Annotated in this window: 24 protein-coding genes and 1 pseudogene; 4 read left to right on the top strand and 21 right to left on the bottom strand. The window is 69.4% G+C overall.

Translation table 11 applies throughout. The features are described from left to right. Nucleotides 1-36: 36 nt before the first annotated feature. The gene (locus AB0L45_RS07415; RefSeq protein ID WP_365837090.1) at nt 37-1215 is read right to left on the bottom strand and encodes an IS110 family transposase; all 1179 of its coding nucleotides are present in this window, start codon (nt 1213-1215) and stop codon (nt 37-39) included. A gap of 271 nt (nt 1216-1486) precedes the next feature. On the opposite strand from AB0L45_RS07415, the gene AB0L45_RS07420 reads away from it, so the two are divergent. Beyond that, nucleotides 1487-2290, top strand: a complete 804-nt coding sequence (locus tag AB0L45_RS07420) for an erythromycin esterase family protein (protein ID WP_365837092.1) — start codon at nt 1487-1489, stop codon at nt 2288-2290. Between the two features lie 745 nt (nt 2291-3035). On the opposite strand, the gene AB0L45_RS07425 is transcribed toward AB0L45_RS07420, so the two are convergent. Together AB0L45_RS07425 and AB0L45_RS07430 are read right to left on the bottom strand one after the other, a co-directional pair. Continuing rightward, entirely contained in the window at nt 3036-3281 is a 246-nt protein-coding gene (locus AB0L45_RS07425; RefSeq protein ID WP_365837094.1) for a hypothetical protein, read from the bottom strand. Nucleotides 3282-3297: 16 nt separating this feature from the next. Continuing rightward, nucleotides 3298-4161, bottom strand: a complete 864-nt coding sequence (locus AB0L45_RS07430; protein WP_365837096.1) for an SDR family NAD(P)-dependent oxidoreductase — start codon at nt 4159-4161, stop codon at nt 3298-3300. Between the two features lie 80 nt (nt 4162-4241). On the opposite strand from AB0L45_RS07430, the gene AB0L45_RS07435 reads away from it, so the two are divergent. Continuing rightward, nucleotides 4242-5054, top strand: coding sequence for a TetR family transcriptional regulator (locus tag AB0L45_RS07435; protein WP_365837098.1), 813 nt, complete (start codon nt 4242-4244; stop codon nt 5052-5054). A 531-nt stretch (nt 5055-5585) separates the two neighbouring features. Here AB0L45_RS07435 and AB0L45_RS07440 read toward each other — a convergent pair. Continuing rightward, the gene (locus tag AB0L45_RS07440) at nt 5586-5840 is read right to left on the bottom strand and encodes a hypothetical protein (protein ID WP_365837100.1); all 255 of its coding nucleotides are present in this window, start codon (nt 5838-5840) and stop codon (nt 5586-5588) included. 554 nt (nt 5841-6394) lie between these two features. Here AB0L45_RS07440 and AB0L45_RS07445 point away from each other — a divergent pair. Continuing rightward, nucleotides 6395-6585, top strand: a pseudogene (locus AB0L45_RS07445) (hypothetical protein); the annotation flags it as partial. A 132-nt stretch (nt 6586-6717) separates the two neighbouring features. Here AB0L45_RS07445 and AB0L45_RS07450 read toward each other — a convergent pair. From AB0L45_RS07450 to AB0L45_RS07465, 4 genes are all read right to left on the bottom strand, one after another. Beyond that, entirely contained in the window at nt 6718-6891 is a 174-nt protein-coding gene (locus AB0L45_RS07450) for a hypothetical protein (RefSeq protein ID WP_365837102.1), read from the bottom strand. A 239-nt stretch (nt 6892-7130) separates the two neighbouring features. Continuing rightward, complete coding sequence (locus AB0L45_RS07455) at nt 7131-7568, bottom strand: DUF2267 domain-containing protein (protein ID WP_365837104.1); 438 nt, start codon at nt 7566-7568, stop codon at nt 7131-7133. A 56-nt stretch (nt 7569-7624) separates the two neighbouring features. Beyond that, nucleotides 7625-8020 (bottom strand): DUF2267 domain-containing protein, encoded by a 396-nt coding sequence (locus tag AB0L45_RS07460; protein ID WP_365837106.1) that lies wholly within the window; start codon nt 8018-8020, stop codon nt 7625-7627. Nucleotides 8021-8120: 100 nt separating this feature from the next. Next, nucleotides 8121-8552 carry an Hsp20/alpha crystallin family protein gene (locus AB0L45_RS07465; protein WP_365837108.1) on the bottom strand — a complete coding sequence of 144 codons (432 nt, stop codon included), beginning with the start codon at nt 8550-8552 and terminating at the stop codon, nt 8121-8123. Nucleotides 8553-8683: 131 nt separating this feature from the next. Between AB0L45_RS07465 and AB0L45_RS07470 the strand changes: the two genes are divergently transcribed. Continuing rightward, a complete protein-coding gene (locus AB0L45_RS07470; protein ID WP_365837110.1) occupies nt 8684-9316 on the top strand; it encodes a type III effector protein in 633 nt (210 codons plus the stop codon). A gap of 358 nt (nt 9317-9674) precedes the next feature. Here the strand turns inward: AB0L45_RS07470 and AB0L45_RS07475 are convergent, their stop codons facing one another. The 13 genes from AB0L45_RS07475 to AB0L45_RS07535 all read right to left on the bottom strand — a co-directional run bounded on the left by AB0L45_RS07475 (nt 9675) and on the right by AB0L45_RS07535 (nt 24392). Next, nucleotides 9675-10955: an MFS transporter gene (locus AB0L45_RS07475; RefSeq protein ID WP_365837112.1), complete on the bottom strand. Its 1281-nt coding sequence runs from the start codon at nt 10953-10955 to the stop codon at nt 9675-9677. Beyond that, entirely contained in the window at nt 10949-12892 is a 1944-nt protein-coding gene (locus AB0L45_RS07480; protein WP_365837114.1) for an FAD/NAD(P)-binding protein, read from the bottom strand. The genes AB0L45_RS07475 and AB0L45_RS07480 overlap by 7 nt, the downstream gene beginning before the upstream one ends. A gap of 5 nt (nt 12893-12897) precedes the next feature. Further along, nucleotides 12898-13896: a 2,3-diaminopropionate biosynthesis protein SbnB gene (gene sbnB / locus AB0L45_RS07485; protein ID WP_365837116.1), complete on the bottom strand. Its 999-nt coding sequence runs from the start codon at nt 13894-13896 to the stop codon at nt 12898-12900. A 102-nt stretch (nt 13897-13998) separates the two neighbouring features. Further along, nucleotides 13999-14892 (bottom strand): ABC transporter permease, encoded by an 894-nt coding sequence (locus AB0L45_RS07490; protein WP_365837118.1) that lies wholly within the window; start codon nt 14890-14892, stop codon nt 13999-14001. Beyond that, nucleotides 14879-15667, bottom strand: a complete 789-nt coding sequence (locus AB0L45_RS07495) for an ABC transporter ATP-binding protein (protein ID WP_365837120.1) — start codon at nt 15665-15667, stop codon at nt 14879-14881. The genes AB0L45_RS07490 and AB0L45_RS07495 overlap by 14 nt, the downstream gene beginning before the upstream one ends. 37 nt (nt 15668-15704) lie before the next feature. Continuing rightward, nucleotides 15705-16811, bottom strand: a complete 1107-nt coding sequence (locus tag AB0L45_RS07500; RefSeq protein ID WP_365837484.1) for an aliphatic sulfonate ABC transporter substrate-binding protein — start codon at nt 16809-16811, stop codon at nt 15705-15707. A gap of 20 nt (nt 16812-16831) precedes the next feature. Next, nucleotides 16832-18181 carry a GTP-binding protein gene (locus AB0L45_RS07505; protein WP_365837122.1) on the bottom strand — a complete coding sequence of 450 codons (1350 nt, stop codon included), beginning with the start codon at nt 18179-18181 and terminating at the stop codon, nt 16832-16834. A gap of 2 nt (nt 18182-18183) precedes the next feature. Continuing rightward, entirely contained in the window at nt 18184-19110 is a 927-nt protein-coding gene (gene cysD, locus AB0L45_RS07510) for a sulfate adenylyltransferase subunit CysD (protein WP_365837124.1), read from the bottom strand. 8 nt (nt 19111-19118) lie between these two features. Then, on the bottom strand, nt 19119-19652 hold the full coding sequence (gene cysC, locus AB0L45_RS07515) for an adenylyl-sulfate kinase (RefSeq protein WP_365837486.1): 534 nt from the start codon (nt 19650-19652) through the stop codon (nt 19119-19121). Between the two features lie 120 nt (nt 19653-19772). Beyond that, nucleotides 19773-20750 (bottom strand): 2,3-diaminopropionate biosynthesis protein SbnA, encoded by a 978-nt coding sequence (sbnA, locus tag AB0L45_RS07520; RefSeq protein WP_365837488.1) that lies wholly within the window; start codon nt 20748-20750, stop codon nt 19773-19775. Between the two features lie 75 nt (nt 20751-20825). Next, nucleotides 20826-21620: a hypothetical protein gene (locus tag AB0L45_RS07525; RefSeq protein ID WP_365837126.1), complete on the bottom strand. Its 795-nt coding sequence runs from the start codon at nt 21618-21620 to the stop codon at nt 20826-20828. Continuing rightward, complete coding sequence (locus tag AB0L45_RS07530; RefSeq protein WP_365837128.1) at nt 21596-22873, bottom strand: DUF1015 family protein; 1278 nt, start codon at nt 22871-22873, stop codon at nt 21596-21598. The genes AB0L45_RS07525 and AB0L45_RS07530 overlap by 25 nt, the downstream gene beginning before the upstream one ends. A gap of 295 nt (nt 22874-23168) precedes the next feature. Next, nucleotides 23169-24392 (bottom strand): ATP-grasp domain-containing protein, encoded by a 1224-nt coding sequence (locus AB0L45_RS07535; protein ID WP_365837130.1) that lies wholly within the window; start codon nt 24390-24392, stop codon nt 23169-23171. Nucleotides 24393-25108: the final 716 nt, after the last annotated feature.

The raw sequence follows: 25108 nt of genomic DNA on the forward strand, positions 1-25108 counted from the left end.
ATCCAGCCTCTGTGCCGTTTCCCGAGGTCTTGCTTGTCAAGCGGCCATAACAAGAGCCGGGGCGGTCTGGAAGGGCATGTGGTCGCGGATCATGGCCCACAAAACGTTGACGCGCCGACGCGCCAGGGCAAGGACAGCTTGCTTGTGCCCCTTGCCCTCCTTCCTCTTCCGGTCGTAGTAAGCCTTCGAGACCGGGCAGAAGAACACACTGACCTGGGCGGAGAGGTAGAGGCCGCGGTGGTAGCGGCGGGGCCTTCGTAAGTTGCCGCTGACTTTCCCGGAATCCCAGGGGACCGGGGCCAGGCCGGCGAAGCCCGCGAGGCGGTCGGGGCCGGTGAAGGCGGTGAGGTCTCCGCCGGTCGCGGCGATGAACTCGGCTCCGAGGGTGGGGCCCATCCCGGGCAGGATGCGGATGACCTCGGCGTCGCGGTGCTGGCGGAAGCGCGCTTCGATCCGGGCGTCGAGTTCGGTCACTTCGGTGTTGTGGGCAGCGACCGAGTGGGCGAGGCGGCCTACGAGCTCGGCGCCCAGTTCCTCGCCGCGCAGGGCGGTCATCTGGGCCCGGGCGGCTTCCACTGCCCGGGCCGCTAGCGCGCCGGCCCCCTTGACCTTGCGGTTGCGGAGCCCGGTCTCCAGCTGGCTGGCGCCCATACGGCGGATTGCGGCCGGGGTCTGGTAGGCGGTCAGAAGGAGGACGGGTCCCTTCTTCGTCAGGTCCAGGGCCCGTTCGAGTGCGGGGAAGAACTCCAGGAGCTGGGCCCGCAGTCGGTTGATCTGACGGGTTCTGTCGTGGACCACGTCCAGGCGCCGTGAGGTGAGGAGCCGCAGGTCGAGGGCGATGTCGTCGCCGGGGCGGAGCATGCTCACGTCGCGGCGGATGCGGGCCTGGTCGGCGATGATGAAGGCATCGCGGGCATCGGTCTTGCCTTCGCCACGATAGGTCGTGGACGCCTGGTGGATGGCCCGGCCGGTGAGGTAGGCGACAGGCTGGCCGTGGTCGAGCAGGAGGCCGGTCGCGAGGGCGGCGATGCCGGTGTTGATGTCCACGGCCCACAGCACATCGCCGGATATTTCCAGGACGTCCCCGAGCAGCTGGAGCAGCTCGGCCTCGTCGTTCATGACACGGCGGGACAACAACCGTTTCCCGTCGGCGTCGATCACCACGGCGTGGTGATGCTTTTTGCCGATGTCCAGTTCGGCCCTGATCTCGGGCACGCTTCCCTCCGTCAGCTCGTCGTCATACCGGACCCGCAGACGACCTCGCCGACGTTGTCTTACGAAGCGATCGAGTCGCGATTCCCAATTGGTGGTCGAGTCGTCGCGGGGCTCCGGGCGGCCAAGTTGCCTAGGCCATACCGACTGCAACGGGCAACGAGCCATACCCAGAGCCCCTGGGGTCCGCCGATCCTACGAATGACCAGTTCGAACCCACCAAGAAGGTAAGACGGGCAACACCGAGCGACATCAAAAGTCATCGCGATTGATCATGCCAAGACGAACTCAACGACTCCCCAACACAACGCGAAACGACTCCCGCTCAGACCTCTACAGCCACCGGGGCCTGCGGCCCGCCACCGACGCCGAGACGTACGTCAACGCCTACCTGGCGAAGCCGTTGGCCGAACGCAAGGAGCTCGCCGAGCGGACCGGCCGGGCGGTGGACCTGCTCAAGCAGCGGCCCGGCACGGGCGCCGACGCCGACGCGCACGCCTGGGCCGTCCAGCACGCCACCGCGATCCACCAGATGACCACACTGTTCGCCTTCGACTGGGACGACCCCCAGGGCATCAGCGACGCCATGCTCCACCGCGACCGGATCATGGCGGAGAACGTCGCCTGGTGGCAGCAGCGGACCGGCGACAAGATCCTGCTCGCCGCCCACAACGGCCACATCGCCCTCAAGACCTACGCCCCCGGCAGCTATCCGAAGGTCCAGGGCGAATTCCTCCGTGAGCGGTTGGGCGGCGGCTACCTCAGCGTCGGTCTCACCTTCGACCGGGGCTCGTTCAACGCCTCCGGTCAGGACGGCGGCGTACGCCGCTTCACCGTCGGCCCGGCCGCGCCCGGCACCACCGAGCACACCCTCGACCGGGTACGCCACCGTGACTTCGTGGTGGACCTGCGCAACGCCCCGGCGGCGGCCCGCACCTGGCTCGCCGCGCCGCACACCGTCAAGAACATCGGCGCCACCTACCCCGGGATCGCGGACGCCCCGCAGATCCGGCTCGCGGAGTCCCATGACGTCGTGATCCACCTCCAGCGGGTGCGGGCGGCCCGCATGCTCAAGTAGCACCGGGCCCGCGCGGCGCGGCGGCGCGGTAGACCAACCGCCCCGACGGCCCGCGCCGCCGGGGCGCCCCCCGCTCCCCTCCCGCTGCTTCCCCGCCCTCGCGGTCTCGTCCTTCCGGCGGGCCGGCTCGCAGCCTTGGGGAAGGAGACGTAAGGAAAGAGCCTTGACCGTTCAGTTGGCAGACGGCATCACCTTCGAGGAATTCGGCCCGCTGCCGAAATGGGGCGTGGGCAGCCTGCGGAGGGTGTTCGCTGACTAGCGGCTGGAGGAGTTCCGGCGGATCAACGAGCTCACCTTCGGCAACCCGGCTGCGGGCTATCTGATCATCACCTTCACCCACGCAGAGAGTCAGGACGCCGGGTTCCTGGCGCTGGACGACGACCTGGCCGGCGGCCCACTGAACGGTGACTGCCTCCTGGAACTGGCCGGTGACCGCTGCCGGCTGGCGCAGGAGTCCGCGGTGGCGCCCGTGGTCGTGACGAGCGCGGTGATGCTGGGCCCTTCTCGGGCGGCAGCTCCGGTGGCGGCTGGTCGCTCATCGCACTCCTGGCGTCATCGTTTCCCCAGTCGCCGGGACGGCGAGCCATCAACCCAGCAGATCGTGAAACCGTGTCTGCGGTGTGTCCCAGCCGCGGCACGGAATCCGTAGCCCTTTCCTTCCGGGCGGTGCGTTCGGCTCAGGCCCTGCGCAGGGCGGCGGCATCGGTGGTGGCGCCGAGCACGGGCCGATTCGATCGGTGCCGGTTCATGTCCGGGGCGGATTCGGGAAAGGCGCGGGCGCTGAACGTGCGGTGCCTTGCTCGGTGTTGTACGCCCGCTGCGCCTCGGCTTCGGTCTCCTGGGTGCGGTCCAGCCACGCCGGCGCGCTGCTGCGGTACTCCAGCAGGACCTGTTCCACGGCCTGGAGCACGGCGAAGGCGAGCGCGGACGCCGCAGCGGCCGGGGCGGCGGTACCGGCCGCTCGGCCGAGGGGGCCGGTTCGGTCGGGCACCTGACTGCTGGGCCGGCTACTCGGTGTCGGCCGGGAGCGGGACGGGGTACTCCGCGCCGAAGTCGGCGGAGAGGGAGACGGCCTCCCAGGCCTCGGCTTCGGCTGTCTGCTGCCGCGAGTGGTCGAGCGCCATGCGGGCCGCGTTGGTGCCCAGGAGCAGGTGCGAGGGGAGGTGGTCGCGTTTGACCACGCGGAGCAGGATCCGGGCGGCGCGGTCCGGGTCGCCGGCGGTCCGGCTGTCGCGGACGCGGTCTTGGAAGGCGCCGACGGTCGCCTCGTACTCCGGCGGGGTGTCCTGGACCTCCATGGAGGAGCCGGCCCAGTCGGTGGCGAAGCCGCTCGGTTCGACGACCAGGTAACGGATGCCGAACGGGGCGGTCTCGGTGACGAGCACGCGGGTGAGGCCGTCGACGGCGAACTTGGCCGCCTGGTAGGAGCCCAGCCCGGCGCTGCCGCCCACCCGGCCGCCGACGGAGGAGAACTGGACGACGGTGCCGCCGCCCTGCGCCTTCAGCAGGGGCAGGGCCGCCTTGGAGACGTTGTACACGCCCCAGAAGTTCGTCTCGAACTGGCGGCGGAAGTCGTCCTCCGGTGCCGTCTCGACCGGGGCGATGTTCGCGTAGCCGGCGTTGTTGACGATCACGTCGACGCGGCCGAAGCGGTCGCGGGTGGCGTCGAGGGCGGCCGTGGCCGCGGCGGCGTCGGTCACATCGAGCGGGAGCGGGAGGACTCGGTCGCCGAACCGTCCGACCAGGTCGGCGACCTGTTCCGGCTTGCGGGCGGTGGCGGCGACCTGATCACCCGCCTCCAGGGCGGCGACCGCGAGGGAGCGGCCCAAGCCGCGGGACGAACCGGTGATGAACCACGTCTGGATTGCCATGGCGTTAGCAAAACACGGTTGCGTTATTAGCGCAACCGCGTTTCGCTAATAACGCAACCCAGTTGCTCTAGGGTGTCCGTATGGCCGGTCCCCCTCAGCCCTCAAGAGCCCGCAGCCCCGAGGCCAAGCGCGCCCGTGAGACCGCGATCCTCGACGCGGCGGCCCGCCTGGCCACGGCGCACGGCATCCGGTCGGTGACCTTGACCGACATCGCCGCGGAAGTCGGCATGCACAAGTCGGCGATGCTCCGTTACTTCGACACCCGGGAAGAGATCTTTCTGCGCCTGGCCGCCACCGGGTGGGTGGAGTGGTCCCAGGCGGTACGCGGGCAGCTCGCCGACGTACCGCCGGGCGAGGATGACGAGGTTGACGCGGACAGCCTCACAGAGGGCTCCGCAGACAGCGCCGCCAAGGGCCCCGCGGAGGGCTTCACGCCTGCCGTGCACGCGGCGGGCTCCGCGACCGCCGTACACGGTGCGGGCCTGGAGTCACGCGCGCACGCGGTCGCCGGGCTGCTGGCCGAGTCGCTGGTGGCGCGGCCCCTGTTCTGCGACCTGCTCGCCCACACGCCCATGAACCTGGAGCGTAACGTCTCGCTGGAGAGCGTTCGGACCTTCAAAGTGACGGCGCTCGCCGAGGTCGCGGCCGTGAGCGAGGCGCTGTGCCGGGTGGTCGCGCTGAGCCCGGCGCAGGCCGGCGACGTCGTCGCCACGGCCACCTCGATGGCCGGGGCGCTGTGGCAGATGGCCGCCCCGGGAACCGAACTGCGCCGTCTCTACGAGTCGGACCCGGACCTCGCCCACGCCGTCGTCGACGTCGCCCCCCGGCTGACCGGCATCCTGAGCGCACTGCTGCGCGGCTACAGCGCCGGCGACGGGGACGGGGACGAATAGGCGAAGCCGGGCAGGCGGGGCGCCGGTGGGGCGGCTTCCCCTTCGGGTGCGGCTCGTTCTGAGCGAGATCGGCATCAGGCAGCGAGGGCGTATCTGGCCTGGTCATGGGTCGGGTGGAGGCGTTGAAGCGAGTGCCGGCCTCCTTCGCCGAGAACGCGAAGAACCTGTTCAAAAAGCACCAGGGGAAACTCCTCGCCGCCGGCGGCGCCGCTGGCAGCGTGGCCTTGGCCGTCGTCGCCGCCAGGTCCGCCGAGGGGCGGGATGCCGAGGACACCAAGGATTCAGAGCCGGGCCCGTCCGTCGATCCCTTCATCGCTCGCGTTCCGGTCAGGCAGCGGGCCAGCGGTGACAAATGCCAGTACTTCGGGTCTCATCGGCACACGATCGGCTGTCTTCGTCGTCTGGATAGAAACTTCGCTGATCAGGCCGCTGTGTCTACCCACGACGGTGCGCGAGTTCATCGGGGGCCTCCCGCGCTCCTCCAGACCAGTCGCAGCCGGAACGCACAGTGCGCAGGCCGCCCGGAGCATGTCAGCCCAAGTGCAGCAGCAACAGCAGGCCGCCCAGAGCGATCAGTGGCAGCCCGAGGGCGCGGAGGACCGCCGGCTGCGCGAGCGGTCCCGCCACATATGTGGTCTGCAGGTGGCCGTGGCGAGCCATCATCTCGCGATGCCGCTCCGCCGCTTTGCGCTGCACCCGCTCGCACCGTCGGGAGATGAACCCGCCGACGTCGAACAGGATGAACACACCGAGCAGCACGTACAAGATCGCAAAACCTATGGCCATTGGCCGAAGTCTACGTACCAGCCTCCGGCGATGGCCGGGCACTCACGTGCTGCGGGCGCACGGCGTCGTAGGAGAAGGCGGCTGAGTGGTTGCGGTGGGCGGGAGCCCTGCAACAACGCTGCCGCCGTTGCGGGCGACGGGCAGCAGTCCGGTCAGGGAGATGTGCTCGGCGAGCCATCCGTCACGGCTGCGTCGGTACTCGCCCAGGACAGTGCCTCACCCGTACTCACCGGCGGCGTCGCGGCCCGACTGGTAGAGGCCGCCGAAGCCTTGGAGCGGTTCCGGCTCACAAGCCGGGAGACGGAGTGAGTAGTCCAGTCTCCCGCCGCCCGCAGCTTCCAAGCACGAGCGGTACGCGTGCGGCAGGGGCAGCCCGATCTCCCGTTCGAGCGCGTCACGCTCACCTGGGTCGAACGGCCGGAACGGACCGCCCAGCAGGCGCCCCCGATACCAATGCGAGAGATCCTCGGACACGGTCGGTCTCGCACCCCGCTACGACCTCCCCGAGGGTCTATACCCCCTCACCAACAGCCGCTCTTACCTACAATTGGGACCGCGTGGGCGAGTTCTCCGCCGCCGTCTTCGACTCCCCCGTGACGAACGGGCCGCCTACGCATCTGCACTCCCATGTCGCCCGGATCTGTAGGGCACGGTCGGGAACCCGGAGAAGGGCGGAAGGTACCGCGTGGCGATCGAGGACGTCAGATCCTGGACCGTAGGCGATTTCAGCTATTCCGACCACTGAGCGACCGCTCAGCGACCACTGCGACGGTAAGCCGCTGCACGCGGTGTGGGCCAGTGTCGCGCGCGTGCCTGTTCCCTCGGCCATCTGTCCTCACTGGTCGCCGTGCCGCCGCAGGAAACCCGAACCCGATCTTCAGGGCCTGCCGAGCGGCGCGCGACTGACCTTGCGTGAGGACGGGGCCGGGACGGCGACCGGGGACAAGGTGCCCGCGAGCTTCTCGGCGTCCGCCAGTGCTGTATCCGCCACCCTCAGCGGCAGCGGAACGTGGTCCATGGGCACCAGGCACAGATCGCTCGCGAACCACATCCTCCTTGTCACGCTCCGCACGGGGCCCGAGCAGGAGGCCCCTGTCGGGGTGGTTCCCGTCATGGAAAGGTCGCTGTCCTCTTCGTCGGAGGACAGCGAGACCTCGGCGTCTCCGGCGGAAGCGGCATCAGCCCGCCTTCGATGTGGCGTGCCCTTCGCGTGGCCGCACGTTGCCGGAAGTGTTCAGGCTGGACAGCGGCGCGGCGGTCGTCGCCCCGCCTCGACGCGCACGTCGGCGTCTACGCGGCCTGGGTGAGTTCGGCGCGGCCGAAGAGCAGGGCGTAGCCGGTGGGGAGCTGGTGGAGGATGCGGGTGATCAGGTCGGGGCCGGCGTAGGCGGCGACGGCGGAGAAGACGGAGCCGGTGTCCCAGCGGGTGGTGGCCAGGGAGGCGCCGGTGCGGGTGGCGAGGTCTTTGACGAAGGCCCAGCCGGTCAACGGTTGCGGGTCGGGGATCTGTGCGGTCAGCACGCGTGCGGCTTCCGGGGGCAGGCAGGCGGCCAGGTCGACGCGTTCGTCGCCGGTGAGCTGGCGTCCCAGTCCGGCAAGGACCAGGCGGACGGCTTCGTCGGCCCTCTCGCGGGTGGGGTAGGCGCCCTGGTAGCGGACCTTCTCCAGCATCTGCCCGTATGCCGTCCCGTACAGCTGCTGGGGCGGTGCGTACCGGTCGGAGAGCACTGGGGTGGTTGCCTTTCTTGCTGTGGCCGGTGTTCGGGCACCGGCGTGCGGGTTGGTCAGGTGGGCTGGGGGCGGCCGAAGAGCAGGTCGTAGCCGGCCGGGAGTTGGAGCAGGACCTGGCCCAGCAGTTCCTCGCCGGCGGCGTCGGCGACGGTGGACAGCACGGCGCTGACGTCCCAGGCCGCGGTCTGCTCGGTGGCGCCCTCGATCCACGCGGCGGTTGCGCGGACGAACCGCTCCGGGGACAGCGGTTCGGCGCTCTGCAGCGGGTTGAGCAGGATCAGGGCGAACGCCTCGGGCAGGCGCGCCGCCAGTTGGGCGCGGACGTCGCCGACCAGGTGTGCGCCGAGGAGGGCGAGCACCACACGGGCTGCGCGCTCGGCTTCCTCCGGAGTGTCGTACTCGCCGCGTTCCTTGACCTGGCCGAGGAACGCTTCGCATCGCAGAGTCATCGCGGCCCTCACCCTCTCGTCTTCGGACTGCTGACGGGGGTGTGGAGAGCGGGGTGAGGGGGAGATCGGGCGCCCGCCCTCCGCACCCGTCCGGCCGGTGTCAGCCGGAGACCTCCTTGCGGCCGGATCCGTCGCCGATGGAGATCTTGCGGGGCTTGGCGCGCTCGGCGACCGGAATGCGCAGGGTGAGCACGCCCGCGTCGTAGTCGGCCTGGATGTGCTCGGTGTCGAGGGTGTCGGCGAGCACGATCTGGCGGGAGAAGACACCCAGCGGGCGTTCGGACAGCTCCGTCTGCACGTCGTCGGCCTGCGCCGTCGGCCGCCGCTCGGCCTTGACGGTCAGTATGTTCCGTTCGACATTGATGTCGATCGCGTCCGTGGTGACGCCCGGAAGGTCGAAAGCCATCACGAACTGGTCGCCGTGACGGTAGGCATCCATCGGTATCGCCGACGGCCGGGACCAGGTGCCCGGGCCCATCAGCTGCTGCGCCAGCCGGTCGAGCTCACGGAAGGGATCAGTGCGCATCAACATCGTGAAAACACCTCCAGCGGGTCAAGGCCGTTGCTGCCAATGCGCCTCACGCACACCACCGTTGTAACATGTCATCCGATGGATGACAAACATGATGTCGTCTACACGATGACGACCCGAGGGAGGTGCCCGTGACCGCAGCCGACCAGCCGTCCGCCACCAGCACGAACGCCCACAGCCCGGCGTCGTTCCTCGCCGCCGCGGCGGCCCTCAACGCCATAGACGACGCCCTGCGCGACGCCCAGCAAGAGTCCCCGGACACTCCCGGAGACCCCGGCCCTGGACCGGAGCAGGCGCTGGCCTCCCTGATGTTGCTGCGGCAGGTGCGCGAGCAGCTGGCCGGGTGGGAGACCGGCCTGATCGAAACAGCCCGTAACGCGGGAGCCAGCTGGGCGGACCTCGCCCGTCCCCTCGGTGTCGCCAGCCGCCAGGCCGCCGAGCGCCGGTATCTGCGCGGCCGTCCCGGCCCGGCCGGGACCACCGGCGAGCAACGTGTGACGGCCACCCGCCAGGCCCGGGCCGCCGAACGCACGACCGCCGCCTGGGCCCGCGCCAACGCCGCCGACCTGCGCCGCCTCGCCGGTCAGATCACCGCCCTCACCGACCTCCCGCCGGCCGCCCGCCACCCGCTCGGCGAGCTCCACGCGGCCCTCGCCCACGACGATCCCCTGCACCTCATCGCCCCCCTGACCGCTGCCCGCTCTCATCTGGCCGCAGCTCACCCCGATCTCGCCGCCCGTATCGACACCCTCACGCCTCCCTGAGCCTGAGCGGGGCTCGGCCCGGTGGTCTGCAGGTTCGGACCGGCAGCCGAAGGAGCCGGTGTCGTTGGTTCCCCGTGGGATCCAGTGGTACGCCCGCACCCGCGAGCTCGGCCGCCGTGGACCTGGCGTGCCGAAGGCAAGGGCAGGTACCTGACGCTCTACCCAGCGGCTCACCTCGGGCGGCATCGCCGCGGCCGCGTTCGCCGGAGCGTCTGTCCGGTGCATTCCCGTGTCCACCGGTGAGCTGTTCTGGTGCGGCTACGGCCGACGGGAAGAGGGCATGCAGCACATCGCCGCGGCCCGCTCCGGGCTGAGCAGCCCGGCCGAGGGGGTCACCGGGCCGACCGACAGAGCGGGGTCAGCCCCGGCCGGAGCCGCGTTCGGCTCCGGTGGCATCCTCGACGGCCCGGTCGGATGCGGCGGCCTGCTCGGCGGCCGGCGCCTGCTCCCGCCGGAACAGCAGGGACACGGCCAGGGCGATCAGCCCGCCGACCAGCGTCTGGACGGCGCAGTAGACCCAGAATCGGCTGTCGCCGCCCGAGGACTCCGTGGCCCGCTGGTAGAACCAGCCGCCTGCCCACGCGCTCGCGAACGTGCCGATGCCCGTGGCCAGGCGCTGGTTGCCGAAAGCGACTCCCGGTTTGTCCGGCGAGTACCGCAGCGCCTCCAACTCGCTCTTGAGGAAGAGCAGGACCTCCCCCAGACTGATCAGCATCACCCCCGCGATGACGGCGACGAGGTCCGCACCCCCGATCAGCAGCAGGCCGCCACCGAACAGTGCGAAGGACAGCGCCACGGCGAGGGGAAAGCCGAGGCTGTCGATCCGCTTCGCCAGCACGGGCTGCACGGCGACCACCAGCAGACCGTTGATCAGCAGCAGGAGGCCGAAGACGGTCGACGAGTAGTGCGCCACGACGTACAGGCTCAGGTAGTTCTGAAAGAACATGTACGCGTAGAAGCCGAACACAGCGGTGATGACCGGCGGGATGAGCAGCAACTTCACCGAGCCGCCGCGCTCCTGCCGTGCCCCGGGCGGCCGCGCGGTCACGGCTTCGGTGGGCAGGGCCCTGACGTGCAGCAGGGTGACGACGGCGAAGATCCCGGACGCGACGGCGAACACCGCCATCGGCGCCCGCATGATGAAGAGGCCGGAGATGAGCGGGCCGAGGGCCATACCACTGTTGAGCGCGGCGTTGTTGAGGGACAGGAAGAGGGGACGGCGGTCCGGGTCGCAGTCCCCCACCACATAGGCCTTGTTGGCGGGGAGGTACAGCGCCACTCCGGCCGCCGACAGCAGCAGCGCCGGTATCGACAGCGCGGGGACCGCCATCGACACCACGAAGAGCAGGAAGCTGACCGTGCGGATCACCAGGGCCAGCACCATCGTCCGCTTGAGCCCGAACCTGTCGGCGACGTACCCCCCGATCACGCCACCGGACATCTGCACGAACGACGCCACGGCGATGACGAAACCGACGACCTGCAGGTCCATCTTCATCCGGTCGTGCAGGAAGAAGGACATGAACGGCATGACCATGAATCCCGCCAGCGGGATCAGGAACGAAGCTGCCAGCAGGAGCCGGAAGGCCGACGAGAGCTCATTCATCCGCCTCAGGCGGATGAGAGCGTCGCTCAGCATGCGTTGCTCCAGCTCCGGCGAGGGCCCGTGCGAGCGGCAGGTGCGGCCGGCCCCTCAGGGTCGGTGGGGCGGGACGGCGCACAGGCCGCCAGGGCGGCGTCCAGGGCCAGTTCGGCGTCCCGCAGCGCACGGCTCGGCACTCCCGGTGACGGAACGTAGTGGTTGTAGTAGCTCGATCCCTCGGTGTGGGGCCCCAGGAGGAAGATCCGCTCCTGCACGTCACCCGTGCCGTCCACAGCACGGCCCTCGCGGGTGACGTCCAGGCCGGGCGTGCTCGTGCCCCGGTGCCGCAGAGTGCGCAGCCGCCCCGCCTTGACCAGCCCGCCGAGCAGGGAGCCCTCGGCCTCGTCCGCCGCCGGTTCCTGCACATGGGCCAGGATGATCCGGTCGGCCGCCACGCGGTGCAGGGCGCCCAGCGTCGTGGATTCCAGCGTCCACGCCGCGCCGCCGCTCGTCGAGCGGAGCAGTCGGGTCTGCGCGCCCGGGGCCGGACGTACGACACCGGCGTCGATGAGCGCCAGGAGCTCTGCCGAGCGCTCCAGTTGAGGCCCGATGACCGTGCGGTTGACCAGGGACACGAAGTCGCCGAAGAAGTCGTTGAGCGACTCGTCGTCGAGACCCGGCGGATCCACCACGGCACGCAGCACGTCCCGATGGTCCCGCAGGACCTCCAGCGCCTCCTTGACGGCGCTGCGGCCGAGCCCCGCCCGGGCCTCCGCGAGGTCGTCGGCGATCCGGGCGACGAACCAGTCGGCGTAATCCTGGTACGTCGGCCACGAGGACGGGGCCGCGGCGGCACCGGAGAGCAGCCCGCTCACCGGGGAGGGCCCGAACCGCTCGCCGGCCTGCGCGAGCAGTGCCTCGACGCCCCGCGACCGCACCAGTTCCGCGAACTCCCGCCGGGCCGCGTCCGGGTCACCGGTGTGCAGGGCGAGGCAGGACCGGTAATAGGTGAGGTCGATCTCGGCCTCGACCAGCGGGACGATGTCCTCGGCGAAGTTCAGCCGGCCGCCGGGACGGCCCTCGCGCATTTCCCGGATCCGCGACGGCGTCAGGGCCAGTGGTTCGCAGCGGACCCGCCCGGCGTTGAGGGCGGGGCGGCTGCGGTAGGGCAGGCCGTTGCGAGAAGCCAGAATGATCTGCGGTTCCCGGCCGCTGGGCACGTACCGCGCCTCGCCGTTCCTGCCCGCCGTGTGCCGGCCTCCGCGGCCGAGGGTGAGGCTCGCGATCACGTCCATGGCTGTCAGGCCCACGCCCAGCACGACGACGCGTTCACCGGGTCGTACGTCCTCGACCGCGTCGGGCAGCGGATACGGACAGGTGATGGTCGCCGGGTCGGTCTCCTGGCGCTGCGGCAGATAGAGCGTGTGGTGCCCGACCGTGAGGAAGGCCACGTCCACGACGAGCGAGGTTCCGTCGTCCAGGATGACCCGTTCCCGGCCGTCCACCGGGACCACGCCGGTGGCCGACGCCTGGTGCCGTACCGGGCGCAGCCGTTCGGGAGCGGCGGCAAGGATGCGTTCGGCAGCCCAGGCCAGGTATTCGCTGAGCAGGCGACGGGGCAAGTAGTCGCCTGGCCGGACCGCCCGGCCGGTGCCGGGGCGTACGGTGTACCCGTCATCCTGTACACGCAGGTCCCGCGCGAGGCACCAGTCGTACAGGCTCGGGCCCGGTATCGGTGCCGGGCCGGTCACCATGGCGGGGTCGGCGAACGCCGTCAGCTGTGCGCACACGGTGTTCAGCAGGAGGTAGTCCGGCTGGTCGGCACGGTGGAAACCGGGGCCCGGGGGCTGCGGGTCCACCAGATGCACGGTGATGTCGAACGGCTCGGCCAGGCATCTGCTGACCAGTCGTTCGAGGACGCCCAGTCCACGTGAGCCCATGCCGACGATCGCGATGCTCGCGCCGGGGCGGCCGTTCTCGGCGGAAGGAGACATCCGGCTCACCACCGGCTGGTTTCGCCGAAGAACCCCGGAATGTCCGTGGTCTGCCCCGCCGCCCGTGCCCGGTCGAGTACGTGAGCGCCGACGGCGATGTCGAGCACGCCCAGCCCGAAGGGCGTGAAGATGACCGGCTTGCTCTCGTCGACGGTGATGTCACCGTTGAGGACGCCGGCCAGGGTGCCGGTGACGAAGTCCCGGTTGCCGGTGAGCTGTTCCGCCAGGTGCGGCGAGGTGTTCGCCTTCATACAGTGGTCCACGTCGTCGAGGATGTTGTGTGCGCCGAGGACCGTTTCGGGGGACAGGTCGCGCAGCGAGATGTTCAGCACCAGCTGACCAGGGCGGAACGGACGTGTGACGTACGGCTCCAGAGCCGTGGTGGCGAACACGACGACGTCCGCCTCCAGGGCATCCTCCAGCACCGGCGTGAACCGCGCGGACAGGCCCTGGGTCTGCAGGTGCTCGACCAGGGACTTGCCCGAGGGCTCATGAATGTCATGCACCAGATAGGTGTCCGGCCGGCAACCGACCTCGTGGAGGTACGCGCAGATGTTGCGGGCGATGACTCCGCCGCCCACCACCGCGATCCGTCCGCCGGTGAGTCCCGTAGGCCGCAGGGCCCTGGCCGCCACGGCCGCCGAGGCGGCGGTGCGGGTGGCGCTGATGTGGGCGGCCTCCAGACAGGCGATCGGGTAGCCCGTCTCGTAGTCGTTGAGAATCAGGACGGCGGAGGCCCTGGGCCGGCCGGCCGGTACGTTCTTGGGGAAGCTGGCTATCCACTTGATCCCGGCGAGCTGGACATCGGCCCTCAGGAGTGCGGGGAGCGCGATGATGCGGGAATCCGGCTTCTCGGGGAACCGCAGGAAGTAGCTGTCCGGGTTGATGGTCTCACCGGCCTCGTGTTCCCGGTAGGTCCGCTCGACGATGTCCACGATCTCATCGCGGTGCTGGTCCAACTGCTGTCGCGCTACCTCGCCCGGTACGACTTCGAACGTGAACATGGATCCCCTTGGATGAGATTCGCTGAACGTGTCGATCTTCTTGGTGTGGACATGCTGACTTCTTGCCGCGCGCTCGGACGAGCGTCCCTGCGCCGCAACTGCTCAGTTCCGCATGAGCAGTCCGCGGCTGCGCAGTACCCACCGCTCCAGCGGGCTGAAGATGAGCAGGTCGATGGCGATGCCGACGAACAGAATGAGGAGGATGGAGAAGAACACCAGGGACATGGAACTGGTGTTGCGGCCGTTCTCCAGGAGCTGGCCCAGGCCGACGCCCAGGTCAGGTGAGGAAGCGATGATTTCCGCCGCCATCAGGGAACGCCAGGAGAAGGCCCAGCCCTGCTTCAGGCCGGCCAGGTAGCCCGGCAGCGCGGCCGGCATGACGATGTGCCAGGTGCTCCTCAGGCCCGTCGCGCCCAGCGTTCGCCCCGCCCGTAGGAACAGCGGGGGCACCTGGTCGACGCCGGAGATCAGACCGTTGGCGATGGAGGGGACCGCGCCGAGCAGGATCACCGCGTACATCATCCGGTCGTTCAGGCCCAGCCAGATCACGGCGGGCGGCACCCAGGCGACCGACGGCAGGGCCTGCAGGCCGGACAGGATCGGCCCGATCGCCGCCCGCACGCACCGGACCCGTGCCACGAGCAGCCCCAGCGGCGTACCGATGGCGAGCGCCAGCAGGAAGCCGAGCAGGCCGCGCGAGACGGACGTCCAGACGTACTGGTGGAGGGTGCCCTGCAGCCATGATGCGCGCAGTTCGCCCCACACGGCGGCCGGCGCGGGCAGTGTGGCCGGGTCGTCGGCGATACCGGATGACACCAGGAGCTGCCAGGCCCCCAGCACCAGGGCGACGGCGACGACCGGAGGAAGGACCTTCCGCGTCAGCGTCTTGCGGAACGGCGTACGGCCCGTCTGGACCGTCTCCAGGGCGTCCAGCCCCGCTTCGAGTCCAGCGAGGGAGGTCCCGTCCTTGGCAGCGGTCGTGTCAGTGCTGGCCATGTCGGCGGATCTCCCCACGCAGTTCTTCGGTGATGTCCCGGGCCAGTTCCGCCACTGCGCCGTCCTCGATGCGGCGCGGCTGCGGGATGCCGACCGTCCACTCGCGCGCGACGCGTCCCGGGCGGGAGGACAGGAGCACGACCCGCTGGGCGAGGCGGACCGCCTCACGCACGTTGTGCGTGACGAACAGCACCGACAGCTGTGTCTCCCTCCAGATGCGGGTCAGCTCGTCGTGCAGCACGTCCCGGGTGATCGCGTCCAGCGCGGCGAACGGCTCGTCCATCAGCAGCAGCTTGCTGTCTTGGGCAAGCGCCCGGGCCATGGCGACCCGCTGGCGCATACCACCGGACAGCTCGTGCACCCGCTTGCCGTACGCGCCCTTGAGCCGGACGAGTCCGAGGAGTTCCTCGGCCCGGCCGCCCCGCTCGGCTTTGGGTACGCCCCTGAGCTTCAGGGCGAGTTCGATGTTCTTGCCCGCCGTCAGCCACGGGAAGAGCGCGTGTTCCTGGAACATCAGCGCCGGGCGTCCGTCGGTGACGATGCTGCCCGCGCTGGGCTTGTCGAGGCCTGCCACCAGATTCAGCAGGGTGGACTTGCCGCAGCCGGACGCTCCGAGGAGGGTGACGAACTCGCCGGGCGCGACATCGAGCGTGATGTCGTCGAGGACGAGCTGCTGTCCGGCGGGACCGGCGAAGGACTTCGAGACGTGGTCGATACGCGCGGCGTGCTCCACGGACGTAGCCGTGTCGGCGGCCGTGGCCAGGGCGGTTGCCATGGTCGTCACCTCCTGGGAACTCATCGGGGATTGGTGCTCACGAGCCGGCGCCGAGACCTGCGTCGTCGACCGGGAGTTCGCCCTCGGCTCTGCGGACCCGTTGGAGAAGCGTCAGGTCGTAGATGCCGTTCAGGTCGGGGTTCTCCAGCAGGCCCGTCTCGACCGCGTGCTGCGCTTCGGTGTCGAGGGTGGCGGCCAGCGGATCGTCGGTGAACCGGATCGACTTCCACGCCGGGTCCAGGACATCCGCGGGAAGGCCCCTGCCGGAATCCGCCTCCAGCTGCTTGTTCGCTGCGGCCTTCGCCCGGTCCGGGTGGTCGTTGATCCACTGGTTGGCCTTCACCGAAGCGCGCAGGACTGCCTCCACGGCCTTCGGATGAGCCTTGAGGAAGTCCTGCCGCACGATGACGTTCGTGATCACGAACTTCTTGCCGGGCCACAGGTCAGCCTCGTCGAGGAGCACCTTGCCACCCTCTGCGACCAGCATGGACGCGGTCGGCTCGGGTACCCACGCGCCATCGATCGAGCCGGACCTGTAGGCGTCCGGCGTGATCTTGTTGTCGGTACGGACGACGGAGACCTCGCCTCGGCCGCTCTTCGCGTCGACCTTCCAGCCCTGCTCCGAGACCCAGTTGAGGAACGCCACGTCCTGGGTGTTGCCGAGTTGTGGCGTGGCGATCCTCTTGCCCTTGACGTCCTCCAGGGACGTGATCCGCTCCGGATTCACGACGAGCCTTACGCCGCCCGACGCCGAACCGGAGATGATGCGCAGGTTACGGCCGTTCGACTTGAGGTAGCCGTTGACCGCGGGAGAGGGACCGATCCAGCCGATGTCGACGGACCCGGAGTTGAGGGCCTCTATCTCCGACGGGCCGGCGTTGAAGATCTGGTACTTGGCCTCCGTGGCACCGAGTTCCTTCTGGAAGAGCCCCTGCTTACGGCCCACCAACGCGGTCGCGTGGGTGAGGTTTCCGAAGTAGCCGATCCGCACGGAGTCCAGACCGTCGATCTTCTTCGCCCCGGCGGCGATCCTGACGGTGTCGTTGTCCTTGGCCTGGGAGCCGTAGCCGCAGGCCGCGAGGGCGAGGAGGGGAAGCACGGCCATCACCGCCACGGTGCGGCGAACGGCGCTTCGGGCGGATATGAGGGCGGAATCGGAGGAGTTCATCCGAGAAAGGCCCACCCATCGCCCTTGCCCTCGTCGTCGTCCTCAGTCTTGGCGGGCTCGGGGGTCGCGAACGACTCGCCGATCATGCCGGCGGTGAGGGTGGTGCCGTCGTTGGGGTCGATGAGGATGAAGGAGCCGGTGCGACGGGAGTCCGCATAGGAGTCGACCGGCAGCGGCTCGGCGGTGCGGATCTTCACGCGGCCGATGTCATTGGCGACGAGCCGGCCCGGGTGTGGGTGCAGGGACAGGTCGTCGAGGGTGAGGCGGGACGGGATGTCCTTGACGATCGCCTTGACCGTACGGGTGCCGTGCTTGAGCAACACGCGGTGGCCGACGGTGAGCGACGCGTCGGCGACATGGCAGACCGTGGCCTCGATGTCCTGCGTGGTCGCCGGGGCGTCCGCGGTGGGCACGATCAGATCGCCGCGGGAGACGTCGATGTCGTCCTCCAGCAGGACGGTCACCGACTGGGTGGCCCAGGCGACGTCCACCGGCTCGCCCAGCAGGTCGATGCCGGACACCTTCGACGTGCGGCCCGAAGGCAGCACGGTCACGGCCTCACCGACGCGGAAGGAACCGGCGACGATCTGGCCGGCGTAGCCCCGGTAGTCGGGGTGCTCAGGGGTCTGCGGACGGATCACGTACTGTACGGGCAGCCGCGAGGGGCAGTGGCTCAGGTCATGGGCAGCCGGAACGGTTTCCAGGTGCTCCAGAACGGTCGGGCCGCCGTACCAGTCCATGTTCGCGGACGGCTCCACGACGTTGTCACCGACGAGCGCGGAGATCGGGATCGCGGTGATCTCCGGGACACCGAGCTCGGTGGCATACGCGGTGAACTCCTCGGCGATCTTCGCGAACTCCGGCTCCCGGTAGTCGACCAGGTCCATCTTGTTCACGGCGAGGACGACGTGCGGCACCCGCAGCAGGGCGGCGATGGCGGCGTGCCGACGGGTCTGCTCGACGACGCCGTTGCGGGCATCGACCAGGATCACCGTCAGTTCCGCCGTCGAGGCGCCCGTGACCATGTTGCGCGTGTACTGCACGTGCCCCGGGGTGTCGGCCAGGATGAACCGGCGCCGGGCCGTGGCGAAGTAACGGTAGGCGACGTCGATGGTGATGCCCTGCTCACGCTCGGCGCGCAGGCCATCGGTGAGCAGCGCGAGGTCAGGGGCGTCCTGACCGCGGCTCGCCGAGGCCCGCTCCACAGCTTCGAGCTGGTCGGCGAGGACCGACTTCGAATCGTGCAGCAGCCGTCCGACGAGGGTGGACTTGCCGTCGTCCACGGAACCGGCGGTGGCGAAGCGCAGCAACGTGGTGGCCGCAAGCTCCTCGGTCGTCGTGCTCATGCTTAGAAGTACCCTTCGCGCTTACGATCTTCCATCGCGGCCTCGGACAGCCTGTCGTCGGAACGCGTGGCGCCGCGCTCGGTGATCCGGGACGCGGCGATCTCTGCGATCACCTGTTCCAGGCTCACCGCGTCCGAATCGACGGCACCGGTGCAGGACATGTCACCCACCGTGCGGTAGCGCACGAGCCGCTTCTCGACCGTCTCGCCGTCCCTCGGCCCGCCCCACTTTCCGGCGGTCAGCCACATCCCGGCCCGCTGGAAAACCTCGCGCTCGTGCGCGAAGTAGATCTTCGGCAGCTCGATGTCCTCCCGGGCGATGTACTGCCACACGTCCAGCTCCGTCCAGTTCGACAGCGGGAAGACGCGGACGTGCTCGCCGGGCGCGTGGCGGCCGTTGTACAGGTTCCACAGCTCGGGACGTTGCTGGCGCGGGTTCCACTGCGAGAACTCGTCCCGCACCGAGAAGACCCGTTCCTTGGCGCGTGCCTTCTCCTCGTCACGCCGCCCGCCGCCGAAGACCGCGTCGAACTTCTCGGCCTGAATCTTCTCGGTCAGCGGCAACGTCTGCAGCGGGTTGCGGGTACCGTCGGGCCGTTCGACCAGCACACCGCGGTCGATGTAGTCCTGTACGGAGGCCACGTGGAGCCGCAGCCCATGGGCGGCCACCACACGGTCGCGGCAGTCGAGAACCTCGGGGAAGTTGTGCCCGGTGTCGACGTGCAACAGCGAGAAGGGGACGGCCGCCGGCGCGAACGCTTTCAGCGCCAGGTGCAGCATGACGATGGAGTCCTTGCCGCCGGAGAAGAGGAGCACCGGCCGCTCGAACTCGCCCGCCACCTCGCGGAAGATGTGGACCGCCTCGGACTCCAGCGCGTCCAGGTGACCGGGCCGGTGCAGAGTGTCGGGGCCGCCCCCAGGTGCCACCATGGTGGGCATCAGACCAACCCCCTCGCGGCGAGGAGATCACACACCGACAACACCGTCTCGTCCACGGTCAGTGTCTGGGTGTCGATGCGGAGATCCGGGGCGGCCGGCGGCTCGTACGGGTCGTCGACCCCGGTGAGCCCTTTGAGTTCACCCGCGGCCTGCTTGGCATACAGCCCCTTCACATCGCGCACGGAGCACACGTCCACCGGAGTCGCCACGTGCACTTCGAGGTAGGGAGTGCCGCTCGCCTCGTGGCGGCTGCGGACCGCCTCACGGCTGTCGGCGTACGGCGCGATGACCGGGACGAGGACGAGCACGCCGTTGCGGGCGAGCAGGTCGGCGACGTAACCGACGCGCTGCACGTTGGTGTGCCGGTCGGCGCGGCTGAAGCCGAGGCCCGCGGACAGGAACGTACGTATCTCGTCGCCGTCGAGCACCTCCACGAGGCGGCCACTGGCACGCAGCCGTCCGGCGACGGCGGAGGCGATGGTCGTCTTGCCGGCACTCGGGAGTCCGGTCAGCCAGACGGTGGCGCCACCCAGGGGGCGTGGGGAGGTGGCGGACGGTGGCGTGGTGAGGCTGAGGTGCGGGGCGGGCACGTTCACTGGGTTTCTCCGTCGTGGATCAGGTTACGGCTGCCGGGCGAGAACGCGGCAGGAGGCCTAGAGCGGAAGTTTCGGGGGGTCTGCGGCATGCAGGCCCTCAAGCGGGCCGAAGGTCTCGATCACCCATGCGTCGTTGTAAAGGGTGTCGGCGTAGCGGTCGGCGAGGTCGGGGGCGATGGCCACCGCAATGGCGTCCCCTCCTTCGGGCAGGCGGTTCCGAGCGGCGCTGACCACCGTTCCCGTGGACCCTCCGAACAAGTAGCCACGGCCGGCCAGTTCACGGCAGGTGGTGACGGTGTCCGCCTCGTCGACGAAGACGATCTCGTCCACGAGCCCCTCGTCGAGGATCTCCGGCCGCCTGCTGGTGCCCAGGCCCGGGATGTACCGCGGGGCGGGTAAGCCTCCGAACGTCACGGAGCCGACGCTGTCGACCGCCACGATGCGGACCTCGGGCCGGTGCTCCCTGAAGTAACGGGCGCAGCCCATCAGGGTGCCTGTCGTGCCCGCGCCGACGAACAGGTAGTCGAGAACGGGGTGGTGCTTGTCGATGGCGGGGGCGGTGAGCTCGTAGTGTGCACGCCAGTTGTGGGGGCTGGCGTACTGGTTCAACCAGACGGCAGCGGGGTTCTGCCGGCAGAATTCCTGGACGTAACTGATACGGGAGCCGAGATATCCGCCGACGGCGTCGGGCTTGGTGATCAGGACTACACGCGCGCCGACGGCCTCGATCAGGGCCCGGGTGGTGGGGTTCGATCTCGGGTCGGTGACACAGACGAACTGGTAACCGCGGCTGGCGGCCACCACCGCCAGGGCGACCCCCAAATTCCCCGAGGAGGACTCCACGAGAACAGAGCCCGGCCGCAGTCGGCCCTCGCGCTCCGCAGCTTCCACCATGGAGGTCGCGGCCTTGAGTTTGACCGAACCGGCGAAATTGAAACCCTCGCATTTGAGCAGTATCTGCCTGTCGAGGATCGGCTGCAGATTCACGAAGAGGTCGTCGATGAACAACTCGTCCGGAGAGTGAATCGTAGGCATGTCGCGCTCAACCACCTCTGCCTGTGGAGGGACATCGTCTGGGTATCTCGACCCGCATGGCGCGCACTACCCCCGTCAGGACCGCGGGAGGATCCGCTTGGGGTCCTCAAGCAGGTGCTGATACAGGTCCACGGCCCAGCGGACGTGGGCCCGGAGGCCGCCTTCCTCGGGAAATTCCGTGAAATCGGGGACGGTCTCCACGGGCGGTTCGATGCCCTTGCTGTTCAGCACACGGGTGAAGAAGTGGTCGACGCCCGAGGTGCGGTGGTTGCTCAAGGCCATGTCCGGGCGCGGCTCCCAGACGAGCTGGGCGGGGTCGAAGTCGAGGCCGAGGCGTGCGCTGACCTGGCTCATCACGGAGGCCGGCTGGGAGCGGAAGTCGAAGGCGTCCACGAGAACATAGTCGATGCCGTTGTCCCGGCAGTGCGCGATGTGCCGTTCGAGCGCGTGCCAGCCCGTCTCGTCCAGGGGGAACTCCAGCGGACTTCCCGCCCTGCGCTTCACCTCACGCCGAGAGCTGATCGTCAGGCGCGGATCGCGCATCAGGAAGACGGGCACGGAGGTCGCCACGGCAAGCAGTTCCCCGATGCGTTCGCCGACCTGAAAGGCGATCTCCTTGATCAGCAGGGAATCACCGCTCTTGGCGCCGACGACGGCGGACAGGTCCACGGCGCCCCGCACGGATTCCCAGGCGTGTTCGGGCCCGTGGCCGTCGAAGTAACCGGCCTCGAAGGGCTCGTGCGCGTAGTAACCGACGGTCGGATTGTTCCAGAGCACCCGAGCGAAGGCCGTCGAGGCGGTGCGGGGAGGCGCCACGACGACATGGACGGCCTCATGCTTGGCGGTCAGTTCGGGGGAAGGGTGGGACATCGTTCCTCTTTCATCGTTTGCGGCTCTGGAGACATGTGCACACGCATGACAAGGCCGAGCGGCGGCTTGAGCGGGAAATAGGTCGACTTTCTGGGAAGTCGGCGTCCTGCGAGGGCCGCGCGTCGGATGTCGGCTTCGTCAGGCGGATTGAGCAGTACGGCGACTCCGCCCACATCGGCCGCTTCGGCCACGACCTGCGCGGCGGAACCGATACGTTCGGTGCGCGTCGCCGCATTGCCGTGCAGCCGGGGGAAGAGGCGACGTCTCGCCACCTCGGCATCGGTGAGATCCGTTTCGGCCGACGTCGGCCCGAGACGGATGAGGCAGTGTTGCTCGCCGTCGCTCAACAGCGCGACCCGGTGGTCCCGGAGGTCGGCCAGCCGTGCGAGGGCGGTGGCGAGCGTTCCCTCGCAGACCTCGTACGGATGCGCGGGCCCCAGCCGTTCCAGCGCGCCGGCCAGAGGCACTTCGCGGATCACGTGGTGGAAGGCGTGCGGTGTCATCGGGTGCTGCTCGGTGTCGACGAGAAGCGCCAGGCTGTGGTCCCAGAAACCGGCGAGCCGGCGGTGCGCCTGGGCGTCCTCCCGCAGCTGGGTGTGGGCCGAGAAGCGGTGGTGCCCGTCGGCTATCACAGCCCGGCTCGCGGCCAGTTCGCGCTGGGCGGCCTCGATCTCCCGCTCGTCGGTGACCGGCCACAACCGGTGCACGGTGCCGCGATCGGTGATCGCCTCCAGTAGGGCAGGGCGCTCGGTGGCGGCGGCGATGACCGACGCCACGGTGCCCGTGCCGCGATACCACAGCATCAGGGGTTCCACATCGGCTCGGAGGCCGGCGAGCATCGTGGCGAGGCGGTCCACGGCGTGCGCCGCGACGTCCTCGTGCGGGGCCACCCCGTCGGTCGAGTGAGGGCCGCCGCGCAGTGCGCCGATCAGGCCGCTCAGCACCGCGCCGGACGGCTCCCGCTGCTCGTACGCGTAGAGCGCGGGGCGGGTGTCGACCCGCAGTACTCCGCGGGACAGCCATACACGCAGCAGGCGCCCGGAGTCGGTGTGGTCGGAGCCCTCGGGGGGCATGACCAGGCGCAGAACGTGGTGGGGTGGGAGCGTGGCAAGAACGTCGGAGGTCTGCCGGACCGCTTCCTCCACCTTCGTGGAGGTGGTGACGAAAGCGGATGCCGCGCCAGGGCGTCGTACGTTGTAGAAGACGCCTGGGAACGGCTCCAGTCGAAGTCCGGCGCGTTGAGTGTGGTCCACCTGAGCATGCACAGGGGTTCGGCTGTACGGCATGGACACTTTCGAAGCAGGAGTGGGCCGAGCGCGATCCGCGGGTTACGGTCGCGATCACTGTCCGTGGGAAGTTCTGCCTGTTGGCGCTGCTTCCCGGGAGCGATGTCGTCATCGCCCGTGGCGGAAGAGGAGACCTGCGAGCGATCAGCAAACAGCAGGATCTGATCGGGAGGACAGTGGAAACCGCCACGAGGCGCCGATATCGAATGTCACGGAATACCCGGAGGTGACGGGCTGATCCGCGGAGATCGGGGCCGCGCCGTCAAGAACTCTCCGGCACGATCTCGATGTGGTACGCCTCGACGACGCGCCGCATCGCGGCCTCGGCTTCCTCCGGGCTGTCGCCCCGGAGATAGACGACGGCACTGGCGGACGCCGAATTCAGGTGGGCCGGGACGACATCGCCCTTCCTCCGGAGCATGTCGACCCGGACGACGGACGGCAACGCGGCCAGCTCCTCCTCCGGTGTCTGCTCGACGATCAGCCCGGGAGACACGGGGAGGTGGCAGTGGGCGAGCACCCCCTCCTCGGCCTTCAGCTCAAGCTTCGGAGTGAGCCCCAGCTGCAGCTCCAGGCAGGCACGCCAGAGATCGACACCAGTGTGCATACGAATGCACTCGGGGAAGGAACCGCCTGCGGGCCGGCATGCGATCTCGCCCGCGAGCAGACCGTCGGGCGTCTCGAAGAACTCCATGTGCGTGACACCGGAATCCAGCCCGAGACTGTTCACCGCCTGCGCGTGCAGCTCCGTCATGCGCCGGCGGTTGGGGTCGTCGGCCGGAAGGATGCATGAGCCCAGGAAGCTGTCGCGGGCGAGGACGGGCGAGGAGTAGCGGGAGCCGACGGAGAAGAGGACCTGGCCGTCCTCGACGATCGCGTCGAAGTGGTACTCGGCACTCATGCGCACGAACCGCTCGGCGAGCAGCGGCACGGGGAGCGCCCGGATGCGCTCGGCGGCTGGAGTCCGGCAGAACCGCTCGAAGTCTTCGGGCCCGTCGATGACGCTCACGTTGATGGAACCGCCACCGATCACGGGCTTGATCACCACCGGCCAGCCCAGCCGATCGGCCGCCTCGGGGACCTGGTGGAGCCCGGCCGCCAACCGGAAGTCGGCGACGGGCAGTCCGCCGGCTGCGAGACGCTGCTTCATCGCGTACTTGTTGGAGAAGTTGTTGGCCACGTCAAGGCCGGTACCGGGCAGACCGAAGTACGAGCGGAGATACCCTGCCGCCGACTGGCCGAGCTCGAACGGGGCGAAGATACGGTCGATGCGGCGCTCGCGCAGGATTTCGAGCACCTTCGCCCGCATCACCTCCAGGTTCTGCACACTCTCGACGACATGGACGTCCACGTCGGCACCGTACTGCTGCACATGCCCCGGCTCGGTGATCACCGTAAGGTGACCGATCTCGTCGGCTGTGCGGATATGGTCCGGCAGGACGTTCTTCATGACGTGCAACAACAGGACGTTCGCGTGCAATGTCATCTCCTGGTGGTGGCGTGCTGACCCGCCACTGCCGCGCGGTACGTACGACAGCTCCACGCAGCAGCGGGGCCAGTCTTGCCCCGGCCCCCTCGGTCGGCCAGGCAGAGTGGGGATCATGTTTGGGACCGACAGGGATAGGCCACTGGCATAAACCGGGGGATCCCCGCCGAAACCGGATGCCATGCGTCCCACCGACGCACCCCCCCCCGACGGGATACACTCGCCTCCCCAACGGCCGCTTCAACCAGCGCTGTTGACCGCCCCCACGGTTCGCGGTCCCCAATACAGGGGACTGACGGGCGAGCAGGCTGGAAGACGTACATCTCCCGCTCGTCGCACCGGTCCACGACGGCCCCTTCGACCTGGAGTCGCCCCAGCGTCCAGCGGGGCCGGCAAGAGCACGGAGCTCGACGGCTTCTCGCTTGCCGGCTACGCGGCTCGTACCCCGAGCCCCATCGCGATCCGCTTCACCGGCGACGTGGCCGGATTCATGCGGGGCGCACGCGCCGTCATCATGGCCACCGGCCTCGCTGCTGCTGTGCGCGACCGTGACGGGAATGCACCGCGTCCGACCACATCCCGGACATTCAGGCCCCTAGGGCGCTTCTGATGGATCTCCGCGGCATCGCGACGCCCGGCACGCACCCTCGCCGCACGGCGCAAAGGGACAGGTGGCTCCGCCACATGACCCTTCACACCGTACGCCGAGCGCACGC

The sequence above is a fragment of the Streptomyces sp. NPDC052496 genome, assembly GCF_040679095.1.
In the GTDB taxonomy this organism is placed as follows: Bacteria; Actinomycetota; Actinomycetes; order Streptomycetales; family Streptomycetaceae; genus Streptomyces.